This window comes from Cohnella nanjingensis (genome assembly GCF_014212125.1).
Taxonomy (GTDB): domain Bacteria; phylum Bacillota; class Bacilli; order Paenibacillales; family Paenibacillaceae; genus Cohnella; species Cohnella nanjingensis.
This window is the reverse complement of sequence record NZ_JACJVP010000027.1, coordinates 45,246-59,432: the sequence shown is the minus strand read 5'-3', so window position 1 is coordinate 59,432 and position 14,187 is coordinate 45,246. Positions and strand designations below refer to the sequence as shown.

12 protein-coding genes are annotated in these 14,187 nt (G+C 64.9%); all 12 read left to right on the top strand.

The genetic code is table 11. The annotated features are described in order from the left end of the window. Positions 1-112 precede the first annotated feature (112 nt). The 12 genes from H7C19_RS17445 (at position 113) to H7C19_RS17390 (ending at position 13,687) form a co-directional block, all read left to right on the top strand. The gene (locus tag H7C19_RS17445; protein ID WP_185143946.1) at positions 113-988 is read left to right on the top strand and encodes an NAD-dependent epimerase/dehydratase family protein; all 876 of its coding nucleotides are present in this window, start codon (positions 113-115) and stop codon (positions 986-988) included. 147 nt (positions 989-1,135) lie between these two features. Further along, positions 1,136-2,509, top strand: coding sequence for a hypothetical protein (locus tag H7C19_RS17440; protein WP_185143945.1), 1,374 nt, complete (start codon positions 1,136-1,138; stop codon positions 2,507-2,509). Continuing rightward, positions 2,506-3,267, top strand: coding sequence for a cupredoxin domain-containing protein (locus tag H7C19_RS17435; protein ID WP_185143944.1), 762 nt, complete (start codon positions 2,506-2,508; stop codon positions 3,265-3,267). Before H7C19_RS17440 ends, H7C19_RS17435 begins: the two co-directional genes overlap by 4 nt. A 98-nt stretch (positions 3,268-3,365) precedes the next feature. Next, positions 3,366-3,932 carry an RNA polymerase sigma factor gene (locus H7C19_RS17430; protein ID WP_185143943.1) on the top strand — a complete coding sequence of 189 codons (567 nt, stop codon included), beginning with the start codon at positions 3,366-3,368 and terminating at the stop codon, positions 3,930-3,932. A gap of 2 nt (positions 3,933-3,934) precedes the next feature. Next, positions 3,935-4,744, top strand: coding sequence for an anti-sigma factor (locus H7C19_RS17425; RefSeq protein ID WP_185143976.1), 810 nt, complete (start codon positions 3,935-3,937; stop codon positions 4,742-4,744). A 682-nt stretch (positions 4,745-5,426) separates the two neighbouring features. Then, a complete protein-coding gene (gene iolD / locus H7C19_RS17420) occupies positions 5,427-7,295 on the top strand; it encodes a 3D-(3,5/4)-trihydroxycyclohexane-1,2-dione acylhydrolase (decyclizing) (protein ID WP_185143942.1) in 1,869 nt (622 codons plus the stop codon). Between the two features lie 18 nt (positions 7,296-7,313). Then, entirely contained in the window at positions 7,314-8,216 is a 903-nt protein-coding gene (gene iolE, locus H7C19_RS17415) for a myo-inosose-2 dehydratase (protein ID WP_185143941.1), read from the top strand. 19 nt (positions 8,217-8,235) lie between these two features. Continuing rightward, positions 8,236-9,231 (top strand): 5-dehydro-2-deoxygluconokinase, encoded by a 996-nt coding sequence (gene iolC, locus H7C19_RS17410; RefSeq protein WP_185143940.1) that lies wholly within the window; start codon positions 8,236-8,238, stop codon positions 9,229-9,231. A 17-nt stretch (positions 9,232-9,248) separates the two neighbouring features. Further along, complete coding sequence (locus tag H7C19_RS17405) at positions 9,249-10,709, top strand: CoA-acylating methylmalonate-semialdehyde dehydrogenase (protein ID WP_185143939.1); 1,461 nt, start codon at positions 9,249-9,251, stop codon at positions 10,707-10,709. Positions 10,710-10,728: 19 nt separating this feature from the next. After that, positions 10,729-11,793 carry an inositol 2-dehydrogenase gene (gene iolG, locus H7C19_RS17400; protein ID WP_185143938.1) on the top strand — a complete coding sequence of 355 codons (1,065 nt, stop codon included), beginning with the start codon at positions 10,729-10,731 and terminating at the stop codon, positions 11,791-11,793. Then, positions 11,790-12,614: a 5-deoxy-glucuronate isomerase gene (gene iolB, locus H7C19_RS17395; protein ID WP_185143937.1), complete on the top strand. Its 825-nt coding sequence runs from the start codon at positions 11,790-11,792 to the stop codon at positions 12,612-12,614. The genes iolG and iolB overlap by 4 nt, the downstream gene beginning before the upstream one ends. Before the next feature lie 71 nt (positions 12,615-12,685). Then, positions 12,686-13,687: a LacI family DNA-binding transcriptional regulator gene (locus H7C19_RS17390; protein WP_185143936.1), complete on the top strand. Its 1,002-nt coding sequence runs from the start codon at positions 12,686-12,688 to the stop codon at positions 13,685-13,687. The last annotated feature ends 500 nt before the right edge of the window (positions 13,688-14,187 follow it).

Here is a 14,187-nt window from a genome sequence, read left to right as displayed (position 1 = left end):
AGAATCGACCTACTATCCTTGATGTGCGTACTATCGAATTTTCCGATTGTGGGCTAATATACTTCTCAGATGCAGCAAGCGCGAATCAACCTTGATGGCAGGAGGGATTGGGATGAGAGTGCTTGTAACCGGAGCCTCGGGCAACGGCGGACAGGCCGTATCCCGCGCTTTGCTTCAAGCGGGACATCAAGTCCGGATGGCCGACGTGATGCCGCCTGCCGCGGACGGCTTGAAGCGCGCGGAATTCGTGCGCTGCGACACGCGCACGGGCTCGGACGTTCGGGAAGCGGTACAGGGCATGGAGGGCGTCATTCATCTGGCGGCCTGGCATTGCGCCCATCAGCCGCCGGTCAGCGACGATACGATCTTCGCCGTGAACGTCGACGGAACGTACAACGTGCTGGAAGCTTGCCGAAGAGCGGGCGTTCGATCCATCGTCTACGCATCGTCCATGGCCTACGGCTTCGGATCGGTGTACGGCGTGAGCAAAGTGATCGGCGAAGATCTATGCCGGGCGTATCAAGAAATGACGGGCGCTTCGATCGCGATGCTCCGCTACCACGAATTCATCCCCAGGCCTTATCTGGAGTTCGGCGCGAGACTGCTCCGCAACGGCGTTGACCGCCGGGACGTCGCATCCGCGACATTGGCGGCTTTGGAAGCCGCGGATCGGCAAGCCTTCGCATTGTTCCGGACGATCGTCCATACCGATCACGGCATGCCCGAGCAGGTCCGGAGCGACTTCCGCCGACGGGGGCCCGCGTGGTGCGAACAGCAGGTGCCCGGCGCCGCCGCGCTGCTCGACAAATACGAGATTCCGCTGCCGGAAGAAGTAGAGCAGCACGACTTGTCCGAGGCCGAGCGGGTGCTGGGGTGGAAGCCGCGAATCGATTTCGCGGCGTTCTTGCGGGACTTGAAGAGGCGCGATGCGCTGGGTGGAGACGTCGCCCGGTTGTTCGTCCCCTCGGAGCTGCCGCAAGAGGCGTAGCGCCGCGCCGGAATCCCAGCCAGCTCCACCGTTCCGCTTCTACGCAGGAACGGTTTTTATTTTTTTGAAGAAAGAATCAAACCCGATCGCCCGCGGCTCCGTTACCTTCAGTGGCATTCGATTCATACCACGAAGGGAGCTTCCGTTATGAGGAAAAGAGCTCGCGCGTTCATCGGCTTGATCGCGGCCGCCGCGATGGCGATTGCGCCGTTCGCGGCGTATGCGGAGGGAGGTACGCAGGACGCCGCCGCACGGGAAGTGGCGCCGATCCAAGCGTCCACGTCTGCCGAACTCGCCGCGAATCTGGGCGTGTTGAAGGGAGACGGAGGCGGCGTGACCGATGCCTATCTGGACAAACGCGCCACGCGTCTGCAATCGGCGATCCTGTACCTCCGGTTGCTCGGCAAGGAAGCGGAGGCGCTCGGCGAGTCGGGCACGGACTCGTTCGCCGATGCATCCGCGGTCGGCGTCTCGGGCAAGCCGATCCTGGCCTATCTGAAGGCTCATCCCGAGCTAGGCTGGCAGGGGACGACCGGGGGGCGATTCGATCCGAACGCTCCGATCACCGCCCAGCAGCTGTACAAAGTCATGCTGGAAGCGCTCGGTTACGCGTCGGCTTCGGACTTCGCCTATGCGGATACGCTCGCGTTCGCGTCCGGGCAGGGACTTCGCCGGATCGCCGGGGTCGGCGAGCTGACCAACCGCGATCTCGGCGTCGCGCTGGTGGAAGCGCTGCAAGCGAAGCCTAAGGGCGGCGAGGATACGTTGGCCCGCAAGCTGGAGAAGGCCGGCGCGCTCGCTCCGGACCGGACGGCAGGGCTGACCGCAAGCCGCATCGACGCGAGCAGGGCCGCCGACGGGACGACTTTCCTGACCGACGGCGAAGGGCGCGCCCTGTATCTCTTCACGAAGGATACCGTCAGCCTTGAGGCGTGTCTGGACGGCTGCCTGGCGAACTGGCCGGTATTCTCCGCCGACAAGCTGATCGTAGCGGACGGACTGGCTGCGAAGGACTTCGGCGTCCACGTTCGGGCGGACGGAACGAAGCAAGTGACCTATCGAGGCTGGCCGCTTTACTATTTCGTCAAAGACAAACCGGGCGATACGTTCGGCGAAGGCGTCGGCGGCGTCTGGTATTTGATCAAAAAGCCGTTCTACACGACGTCCATCGGCACCGACGCCAAGCTGGGCAACTACTTGACGGATACCCAAGGGCGCACGCTGTACTACTTCGACAAGGATCCGAGCGGCTCCAGCGTCTGCAGCGGCGCTTGCTTGGCGAACTGGCCGGCGTTCCATGCGGATGCGGCGACCGTGCCGAGCGGATTGAAGCCGTCCGACTTCGGGGAGATCGTTAGAGAGGACGGCGCGAAGCAGTCGACCTTCAAGGGTTATCCGCTCTATTACTTCGCGAAGGATGCCGAACGCGGCGATACTTACGGGCAAGGCATCGGCGGCGTATGGTTCGTGATCGATCCCGCGAAATTCGACGGGACGACGGCGGGGAGAGCTTCGTCATGACGCCGGCGACAGGGGAACGCCCGGACCGACGGCGCTCCTTCCGCGTCCGGGCCGCGGGTTTAGCCCTCGTCGCCGCGCTGGCGCTGGCGACGTCGGCTTGCGCTTCCGGGCCGGATCGAGCCGCATCGCCATCGGCATCCGCGCCCGCCACCCCGTCGTCTTCGTCTTCGGCTTCGCCGAGAGCATCGGATGCCGGACCGCCCGCAGCGGGAGAGACTAGCCCGACGCCAGCCCCGTCGCCATCCGCCTCGTCCGAAGCTTCGCAATTGGCTTCGCCGTCGCCATCCGCCGCCCCGTCCGCCTCGCCTACGGCTTCCGCGTTGCCCAAGCCGACCGCGTCGCCGATGCCCAGCGGATCCCCGCATACGGCGCATCCGTCGGCGAGTCCGGCGAAGACGCCATCGCCATCCGGCGTCGGCACGCCTTCGGCGAAGCCGACCGCCTCGCCCCGTCCGTCGACTTCGTCTTCCGCATCGGCATCGCAGACGGAGGACAACGACCGCAAGACCGTTACCGTCGAGATCGCGAACTATGCGTTCTCCCCCGTCAAGATCAAGATTCACGCGGGCGATCAAGTCGCGTTCGTCAACCGCGACGAGGTGGCGCATTCGGCGGTCGCGGACGATCAATCGTTCGATACGGGGCTCATCGATACCGACAAGACGGTGAAGGTGACCTTCGACAAAGCGGGGACCTATACATACGCATGCGGTCCCCATCCCTTCATGACCGGCGCCATCGAGGTGGAGCCGTCCTGACTTGCGGCAACGGACAGGAATTCCTCCTGTTCGTTGCTTTTTCCGCTAAGAGGATCCCAATAGCTATCATCCATCGGTTGGAAGGAGCGTGCGCATCGATGGCCCATCCGAGCGAGGCCGAACTGATGCGGTTGATCCGGGAGCGGCGCAGAGACGCCTTAGAGCAGCTCTACGATCGTTATGTCCGGCTGGTCTATTCGTTCGCGAACAAGGCGACGGGAGACGAAGGCCTGTCCCGGGAGATCGTTCAGCTCGTATTTACGCGATTGTGGACGACGCATGCCGAATATGACGCGGACAAAGGCCAGTTCGCGAGCTGGATCATCACGATCACCCGCAACGTCTCCATCGATGTGCTAAGGCGCGAGCGCCGACACCGCACCAACGTCCCGATGGACGAACTGGTTCGGACTTCGGGCGACGCCGAGGCGAACGATCCCGAGGCCGGCGCGATCCGGCGGCTGGAATACTCGGAGATGCGCGCGGCCGCGAGCCGCCTCAGCGTCGCGCAGCAGCGAGTGATCGATCTCCTGTACTGGCGGGGCTATACGCTCCAGGAGATCGCCGCGATGGGCGAAGAACCGATCGGTACCGTCAAGAACCGCCTGCATCAAGCGCTCCGCATGCTGCGGCGTCATTTGCAGGGCATGAGGGAGGAGGGCTAGTCATGGATCAACGCAAGGAGACGCCGCCGTGCGAAGGGCTCGTCGATTATATGCTGGGAGAGGGAACCGACCTGGCGCGCAAACGATTCGAGCACCATCTCTCCGAATGCGCATCGTGCCGCGCGGATGCCGCCGCTTGGAGCGATACGTGGAACGGACTATATCGCGACATGGAGTTGATGGACCCGCCGGAGGACCTGAAGTTTCAAGTGATGGCTTCGCTGGATGCGCCGGCCGCCCCCGTCGCACCACCGACCGCCCCAGTCGCACCACCGGCCGTCCAGCCGTACTCCGCGTCGCCCGTCCGTCGCCGATTCGGCCGCCGGTTGGCGGCTGCTGCCCTCCTGCTGCTCGCGGTCTCGGCCGGCTGGTGGGGCAGAGATATCTTGCATTCGCTTCGTTCCGAGCAGTCCCAGGCGCAGATCTCCCCGGACCGCATCGAATCGGTCTTTCATTTGGCCGCCGACCGATCGGCCGGCCGGTTGACGGATTATCCCCGCGCGTACGGCCTTGCCTGCGTCGTCGACACTTCCGAGCGCAGCAAGCAACTGATCGTCTATCTGTTCGGCGCGCCCGAGACGGAGGGCAGCGAAGCCTATCAAGTGTGGCTATGGAACGACGGGGCGCGAACGAGCGCCGGATCGATGAAGGTGGCATCGTCGGGCATCGGCATCCTTACGCTGCCGCTGGGCGAGGATACGCCGCGCATTCAAGCGATCGGCGTGACGCTGGAGCCGGACGGACCTGCAACGGCGCCGCAAGGTCCCAAAGTATTCGGTTCTTCTTCGGAGGATCCCGAGTGGCGGATTTAACGCCCGGAGCCGAGCGCGGAGCCGGAGCGGCGGAAGTATCGTTCAAGAGAGGGATGGGACACGTTACTTTGCATATTTTCTCGTAGCCGGCGCCAAAGAGACGTATGGGGTACTTGTCTTTGTGCATTGAGCCTCTTCGATTCGCGGGCCGTTAACCGCTTTTGGCGGTTATCTCGCTCAGATCGATGCTCTTCGTGGGTCCGATAACCGCTTTTGGCGGTTATCTCGGCCCGATCGAGGCTATTCGTGGGTCCGATAACCGCTTTTGGCGGTTATCTCGGCCCGATCGAAGCTCTTCACGGGGTCGATAACCGCTTTTGGCGGTCATCTCGGCCCGATCGAAGCTCTTCGCAGGGGAGTTAACCGCTTTTGGCGGTTATCTCGGCCCGATCGAAGCTCTTCGCGGGGCCGTTACCGCACTGCCAGCGCTCAAGAGACGTATGGATGACAGGATGTGGACCTGCCTTTTCACAACGACGGAGGATGCAGCGATGATTAAAAAAAGGATTGCTTAACCGTTCATTGTCTTGTAAAATGAGTTAAGCGCTTTCCCTATTTATTTTCCATTGAATACGCATCCATTCCGTCATGATTTCGGTTTTTGCTCATAGGCTAGAGAATGTCTGCCCTTTCATTTCATATGCAAGGTAAAGCGCTTAATCTAATTTGTCGGGGGTAAATTATGGAGACGACCGTTCGTTTGACCATGGCGCAAGCGCTGCTGCGGTTCCTGGATCAACAATACCTCTCCGTAGACGGGGAAGAGATCAAGTTCGTCCGCGGCGTCATGGGCATCTTCGGCCACGGCAACGTGACCGGCATCGGCGAAGCGCTGGAGCGCGAGCCCGGCAGCCTGACCTATATCCAGGGCAAGAACGAGCAAGGCATGGTTCACGCCGCCACGGCGTTCGCCAAGCAGCGCAATCGCCGGCAGATCTACGCCTGCACCTCGTCCATCGGGCCGGGCGCGTTGAACATGGTGACCGGCGCGGCGACCGCGACGGTCAACCGCATCCCGGTGCTGCTCCTGCCGGGCGACAACTTCGCTTCCCGTCAGCCCGATCCCGTGCTGCAGCAGTTGGAGGTGCCGGGCGACTACACGATCTCGGCGACCGATTCGTTCAAATCCGTCAGCCGGTTCTGGGACCGCATCGTGCGTCCGGAGCAACTGATGACGTCGCTGCTGCACGCGATGCGGGTGCTGACCGACCCGGCCGAGACGGGCGCCGTTACGCTCGCGCTGCCGCAGGACGTGCAGGCCGAAGCCTATGACTATCCGGTCCGCTTCTTCGACAAGCGCGTCCACTACCTGGACCGCCGCCCGGCATCGCCAGACGCGATCCGACGCGCCGCAGACCTCATCTTGACGAAGCGCAAGCCGCTCCTCGTCGCCGGCGGCGGCGTGCACTACGCCGGCGCGACGGAGACGCTGCTCGCGTTCGCGGAGGCGTTCGGCGTGCCTGTCGCCGAGACGCAGGCCGGCAAGAGCGCGGTCCCTTGGGACCATCCGCTCGCCCTCGGCGGCGTCGGGACGACCGGCACGCTCGCGGCGAACCGGGTCGCGGCCGAGGCCGACCTCATCATCGGCGTCGGCACCCGCTACTCGGACTTTACGACCGCCTCCAAGCTGGCGTTCCGCAACCCGGACGTCGCGTTCGTGAATCTCAACGTCAGCCCGTTCGACGCCTTCAAGCTGGAAGCCGCGTCCGTCGCGGCGGATGCGAAGGCGGGTCTGGCGGCGCTTCAAGCCGAGCTGACCGCCCGCGGTTACAAGGCCGGCTACGCGGCCGACGAGATCGGCGCGCGGAAGGCGGAGTGGGACGCGGAGGTCGATCGTCTCTATGCGGTCGATCGCGAAGACGGCCTCGCCCAGACGCAGGCGCTCGGCATCATCAACGGCTTCGTCCGGCCGTCCGACGTCATCGTCTGCGCCGCGGGCAGCCTGCCCGGCGACCTGCACCGCGTCTGGCGCACGACCGAGCCGAAGACGTACCACATGGAATACGGCTTCTCCTGCATGGGCTACGAGGTGAGCGGCGCCTTCGGCGTCGCCCTCGCGGAGCCGAACCGGAACGTCTACGCGCTGGTCGGCGACGGCAGCTACCTGATGCTGCATTCCGAGCTCGTGACCGCGGTGCAGGAGGGGGTCAAGCTGACCGTCCTGCTGCTCGACAACCACGGCTTCCAATGCATCCACAACCTGCAGCGCGGCCACGGCAGCGACGGCTTCGGCAACGAATTCCGCTACCGGGCGGGCGATACGAACCGGCTCACCGGCGACTATCTGCCGATCGACTTCGCGGGGCACGCCCGCAGTCTCGGCGTCGCGGCCTTCACGGCCCGCACCGAGAGCGAGCTGGCGGCGGCGCTGACGCAGGCCGCAGCCGCGCCGGGGCCGGCGCTCGTCGAGATCAAGGTGCTGCCGGGCACGAACACGGACGGCTACGAGTCGTGGTGGAACGTAGGCGTGCCCGCGGCTTCCACGAGCGGAAAGGTACTCGAAGCGCATGACGAGATGCGGCGCCATATCGCGGCAGCGCGTCCCTATTAATTCGAAGGAGAGATGGCGATGAGCGGCAAGCGGACTTATCGGCTGGGCATTCACCCGATCAACTGGGTCGGGGAGGACGTAGCCGAGCACGGCAGCGACACGACGTTCGAGCGGATCGTCGACGACATTCGGCGGCTCGGCTTGACCGGGACGGAGATGGGGCGCAAATACCCGAAGGACGTGCCGACGCTGAAGCGGGAACTGGGCAGCCGGGGCATCCAGCTCGTCTCCCAATGGAAGTCGGTGTTCTTCTCCGACCCGTCCCGCCGGGAGGAAGAGCTGAAGGCCTATCGCGAGCACGCCCTGTTCCTGAACGAGATGGGGGCGAAGGTCATCAGCACGGCGGAGATCGGCGGTTCGCTCCACTGGGATCCCCGGCGCTCCGCGAACGAGACGGAGGTCGCGCGCCTCACGGACGAGGAGTGGAAATGGTTCGCGGACGGCCTGCAGCAGGCGGGGGAGATCGCCCGGTCGCTGGGCATGAAGCTCGCGTACCACCATCACGGCGGCACCGTCGTCGAGCGGCCCGAAGAGATCGACCGGCTGATGGCCTCCACTTCCCCGGATCTGGTGCACCTGCTCTACGACACCGGCCACGCCTACTACGGCGGATCCGATCCGCTCGCGCTCCTGAAGCGCCACTACGACCGGATCGCCTACGTCCATCTGAAGGACGTTCGGGACGAGATCCTCGCGGAAGCCAGAACCGGGGGCTGGGACTTCGTCACCTGCATCCGCAGGGGCGTCTTCACGGTGCCGGGCGACGGCTGCCTCGACTTCAAGCCGATCGTCGCCGAGCTGAACGGCCGCGGCTACGACGGCTGGGCGATGCTCGAGGGCGAGCAGGATCCCGCCGCGCACGATCCGTACCTTTATGCCCGCAAGGCGCTAGATTACCTTGATTCCGTCACGATCTCATAGAGAAGGGATGGCTTCCATCATGACTATATCATTTCCAGAAGACCGTCCGTTCGACTTCACCGCCATCGGGCGGCTCTGCATCGACTTGAACGCCAACGAGATCAACCGGCCGATGGAGGATACGGTGACGTTCACCAAGTACGTCGGCGGATCGCCGGCCAACATCTGCATCGGCATGTCCCGGCTCGGCATGAAGACCGGCTTCATCGGCAAAGTCGCGGACGACCAGATGGGCCGCTTCATCCTCCGCTATCTGCGGGACAACGGCATCGACGCGTCCGGCGTGACGACCGACGACACCGGCGCCGTCACGGGGCTTGCGTTCACGGAGATCAAGAGTCCGGAAGACTGCAGCATCCTCATGTACCGCGACAACGTCGCGGACCTGAAGCTCGCGCCCGCCGAAGTGGACGAAGCGCGGATCGCCGCCAGCAAGGTGCTCCTGGTTTCGGGCACGGCGCTCGCCAAGAGCCCGTCCCGCGAAGCGGTGCTGCTTGCCCTCCGCTACGCGCGGAAGCACGGCACCAAGGTCGTCTTCGACATCGATTACCGTCCCTATTCCTGGGCGAATCCGGAGGAGACGGCCATCTACTACCACGCGGCGGCGGAGAAAAGCGACATCCTCATCGGCACCCGCGAGGAGTTCGACATGCTGGAGCGGTTCGACGGCAACGACGCGCGCAGCGACGAGACGACGGCGGCCGCTTGGTTCGGCTGCCATGCCGAGCTCGTCGTCATCAAGCACGGCAAGGACGGCTCGATCGCCTACGCCAAGGACGGCAGCGCGCACCGCGGCGCGATCTTCCCGGCGAAGGTCGTCAAGACGTTCGGCGCGGGCGATTCGTACGCGGCCGGGTTCCTCTACGGCCTGATGCAGGGCTGGAGCGTCAGCCGCAGCATGGAGTACGGCAGCGCGGCCGCGTCCATCGTCATCTCCAGCCACAGCTGCTCGGACGCGATGCCGACGAGCGCGCAGATCGACGACTACATGGCGGCTTCCCGCACGAGCGATTAGAGAAAGGGGTTCATAAGATGTCAACCAATCAAGCGCCCGAGGCGCTACGCAACTTCATCGGCGGCGAGTGGGTCGCCTCCGCGTCCGGCCGGACGGACGCCGTGTACAACCCGGCGACGGGCGAGACGATCGCGTCCGTCCCGCTCTCTTCCCGGGAGGAACTGGACGATGCCGTCCGCGCCGCCAAGATCGCCTTCGAGGGCTGGAGCCGGACGCCGGTGCCGCGCCGCGCGCGCATCCTGTTCAAGTATCAGCAGCTGCTCGTAGACAACTGGGAAGAACTCGCGCAGATCATTACCCGCGAGAACGGCAAGAACTACACGGAAGCCTACGGCGAAGTGCTGCGCGGCATCGAATGCGTGGAGTTCGCGGCGGGCGCGCCGACGCTGCTGATGGGCAAGCAGCTCCCCGACATCGCGACGAACGTCGAGTCCGGCATGTTCCGCTATCCGGTCGGCGTCGTCGGCGGCATCACGCCGTTCAACTTCCCGATGATGGTGCCCTGCTGGATGTTCCCGCTCGCCATCGCCTGCGGCAACACGTTCGTGCTGAAGCCGTCCGAGCGCACGCCGCTGCTCGCGAACCGGCTCGCGGAGCTGATGCATGGCGCCGGCCTGCCGGACGGCGTGCTGAACGTCGTCCACGGCGCGCATGACGTCGTGAACGGCCTGCTCGCGCATCCGGACGTCAAGGCGATCTCGTTCGTCGGGTCCCAGCCGGTCGCCGAATACGTCTACAAGACCGGCACCGCGCACGGCAAGCGGGTTCAGGCGCTCGCCGGCGCCAAGAATCACAGCATCGTCATGCCGGACGCGGATCTCGACGCCGCCGTCACGCAGATCGTGAACGCCGCCTTCGGTTCGGCGGGCGAACGCTGCATGGCGTGCGCGGTCGTCGTCGCGGTCGGCGACGTCGCCGAGCCGCTCGTCGCCAAGCTCGTCGCGGCGGCGGACGCGCTCACGATCGGCAACGGCGCGGACGAAGGCGTCTTCCTCGGCCCGGTCATCCGCGATCCGCACAAGACGCGCGCGATCGGCTACATCGAATCCGGCGAGCAAGAGGGCGCCCGGCTGCTGCGCGACGGCCGCAAGGACGAGGCGGCGGACGGAGAAGGCTACTTCGTCGGCCCGACGATCTTCGACCGGGTGACGAGCGAGATGAAGATCTGGAAGGACGAGATCTTCGCGCCGGTGCTGTCGATCGCCCGCGTCGATACGCTGGACGAAGCGATCGCGCTCGCGAACCGCTCGGAATTCGCGAACGGCGCCTGCCTCTTCACGCAGGACGGCAGCAACGTCCGCAAGTTCCGCGAGGAGATCGACGCCGGCATGCTCGGCGTGAACCTGGGCGTACCCGCGCCGATGGCGTTCTTCCCGTTCTCCGGCTGGAAGCAGTCGTTCTACGGCGACCTGCACGCGAACGGCAACGACGGCGTGGAGTTCTACACCCGCAAGAAGATGGTCACGGCCCGCTGGTAAGCGAGAGGAGGACGTTCAGATGGATCCATTGAACATCGGCATTATCGGCATGGGGCGCATCGGCAAGATTCACGCCGACAACCTGCTACGCATGCCGCGGGTCAAGCTCGCGGCGGTGTCCGACCTGTACGCGGACGAGGCGCTCGCCCAATGGGCGGCCGAACGCGGCGTGCCGGTCGCGACCAGACGCAGCGAGGACCTGCTCGAAGACCCGGACATTCAGGCGGTCTTCATCTGCTCGCACACGGATTCGCACGTGCCGCTCATCGTCGCGGCCGCGAAGGCGGGCAAGCATATCTTCTGCGAGAAGCCGATCTCGCTCGACCCGGCGCGGACGAAGGAAGCGCTGGACGCGGTGCGGGAAGCCGGCGTGAAGCTGCAGATCGGCTTCAACCGGCGCTTCGACCACAACTTCGAGCGGGTCCGGGAGCTGGTACGGGCGGGCCGGATCGGCGAACCGCATCTGGTCAAGATCACCTCGCGCGATCCAAGCCCGCCGCCGGAGGACTACATCGCCAAGTCGGGCGGGATCTTCATCGACATGACGATTCACGACTTCGACATGGCGCGCTATCTGATCGGCGGCGACATCGAAGAAGTATACGCGCGCGGCTCGGTGCTCGTCGACCCGGCGTTCGCCCGCTACGGCGATCTGGATACCGCCGTCATCACGCTGAAGTTCGCCGGCGGAGCGCTCGGCGTCATCGACAACAGCCGGCGGGCCGTCTATGGCTACGACCAGCGCGTCGAAGTGTTCGGATCCGCAGGTTCGGCGACCGTCGAGAACGATCACCCGAACACCGCGGAGATCAGCACGGCCGAAGGCGTTACGCGCGACAAGCCGCTGCACTTCTTCTTAGAACGGTACAACGAAGCCTACGTCAAGGAGACTCGTCAGTTCGCCGAGAGCCTGCTGGACGGCGCCGACGTCCCGGTCGACGGCAACGACGGGCTGCAGGCCGAACTGGCGGCGTTGGCGGCGAAGTGGTCGGTGCGGCTCGGCCGCGGCGTGAAGCTGCGCGAGCTGGGCGATACGGAACGGCTGACGAAGGAAGCGCTGGACAAGGAGGCGACCCTCGCATGAGCGAACTCATCGTGAAGCCGCAGGCGGCGCCGGATGCCGAAGGCAACGTTCTACGGATTACGCCGGAATCGGCCGGTTGGTCGTATGTCGGATTCGAAGTCTACGAACTGAAGCAAGGACAGAGACTGACGCGTCGAACGGACGAACGGGAAGCGTGCCTCGTGCTCCTCGGCGGACTCGCCCGCGTCGCGACCGATCGCATCTCCTGGTCCGGGATCGGGGGACGGATGAGCGTCTTCGAACGCACGCCGCCCTACTCGGTATACGTCCCGTCCGGCGACGGCTTCGATGTGACGGCCGCGTCGGATCTCCAGCTCGCCGTATGCTGGGCGCCGGGCGGCGGCGAACGGCCGGCCCGCTTGATCCGGCCGGACGACGTCGGCGTTGAGCATCGGGGAGAGGGGAACATGGCGCGGCTGGTGCACAACATCCTGCCCGAGTCGGAGCCGGCGCACGGCCTGCTGGTCGTCGAAGTGTTCACCCCGAACGGCCACTGGTCCAGCTATCCGCCCCACAAGCACGACCGCGACGCTTTGCCGGACGAGTCGCTGCTGGAGGAGACGTACTACTACCGCGTGCAGCCGGAGCAGGGCTTCGCCGTCCAGCGCGTTTATACGGACGACCGCGCGCTGGACGAGACGCTGAGCGTGGGGGACGGGGAGGCCGTGCTCGTGCCGAAGGGCTATCATCCCGTATCGGCGCCGCCCGGGTACGACGTCTACTACTTGAACGTCATGGCCGGCCCGACCCGGACCTGGCGGTTCTACAACGACCCGAGCCACGCCTGGCTGATGCCGAAGCCGGCGAAGACCGCGGAATGAAGCGTGGCGCCCAACCCCTCTTTTCCCTATAATGAGATCAATAGGTTGACGGAAAAAGAGGGATGACTGTCATGAAGGCAACGATCTACGACATCGCCAAGGAGGCGAACGTGTCCATCGCGACCGTCTCCAAGGTGATCAACGGCAAGGGCCGGATCAGCGCGGAGAAGCGCCGGGAAGTGCTGCAGGTGATGGAGCGACTTAACTATCAGCCGAGCATGATCGCGACGGCGCTGGCGGGCAAGCAGACGTTCACGCTGGGGCTGCTGGTGCCGGATATCTCGAACCCGTACTTCGCGGAGATCGCCCGCGCCATCGAGGATCAGGGGCATCGGACGGGCTATAGCGTCGTCATCTGCAGCACGGACAACCGGGACGAGCGGGTGGAGAAGTATATCGGCCTGCTGCTGAAGAAAAGCGTCGACGGGATCGTCATCGGGACCGGCGTGGACAACTCGGAGCTCGTTCAGCGCTTGTTGAACCGCAAGATCCCGGTCGCGCTCATCTCCCGGGAGATGCCGGACCTCCCCGTGCACACCGTCGTCGTCGACGACGATCTGGGCGGCCGGATGGCCGCGGAGCATCTGCTCGACCTCGGCCATACGCGGTTCGGCGTGCTCGCCGAAGACTTGAAGGTCGCGAGCAGCCGCAACCGGGTACGCGGCTTCCGCCGGGCGCTAGACGAGCGGGGCATCGCCTTCCGCGAATCGGACGCGGTTATCTGCGACTTCCAGATCGCGCACGGCAAAGCGGCGGCGTTGGGCTTGCTCGGCGCTGCCGACCGGCCGACCGCGCTGTTCTGCTGCAACGATCTGCTCGCGATCGGCGCCATCCAGGCGGCGAAGGAGCTGGGACTTCGCGTGCCCGAGGACGTCTCGATCGTCGGCTTCGACAATACGATTCTGGCGACCGTGACCGATCCGCAGCTGACGACGATCGCGCAGCCGATCGAGCATATGGGCAAGCAGGCCGTGAACCTGCTCATGCAGGATCTCGAGGAGCGGGAAGCCGCGAAGAGCCGCCTCGTCGTGCGGCCCGAGCTCGTGGTGCGGCAGTCGACGGGGCCGGCTTGACGCGAGCTCGGCGGCAGCCTCCGCCGCGGGTATGCGGCGGCCGGAGGGGCTCGCTGTGAGCAGGTCTCGCGGAGGGGGATTCGTGCGACGGCGCCGCGCGACCGAACGTATCGCCGACGCTCGGGGAATTCGAGGAATCCCGCGGCGACCTCCGTCCCGCGCCGCCTCCGAAGATCCGTCCCGCGCCGCCTCCGAAGATCCGTTCGGCGGTTCCGCCGCAGATCTGTCCTGGCCGAACGGGATGGCTTCGCAGCCCGTTCAATGTTTTTTCTTGCGCTTTGCGAGAAAAAAGGGTTGTGCATTCCGGCGGGATCTTTTAATATGAAATTAAGCGCTTACCCCACCCGCGGCGGCGAGATCCAATCGGATTCGCTTCAGACGGCAGGGGAGCTTTGAACCGCCAAACTATAACGATCAGCATTCTCTCGGACGAGGGCCGCCAGACAATTGGATATCGGTCCTCGTCTTCTCAAGACGTTTTTCTGGTATCGTTACCAGAA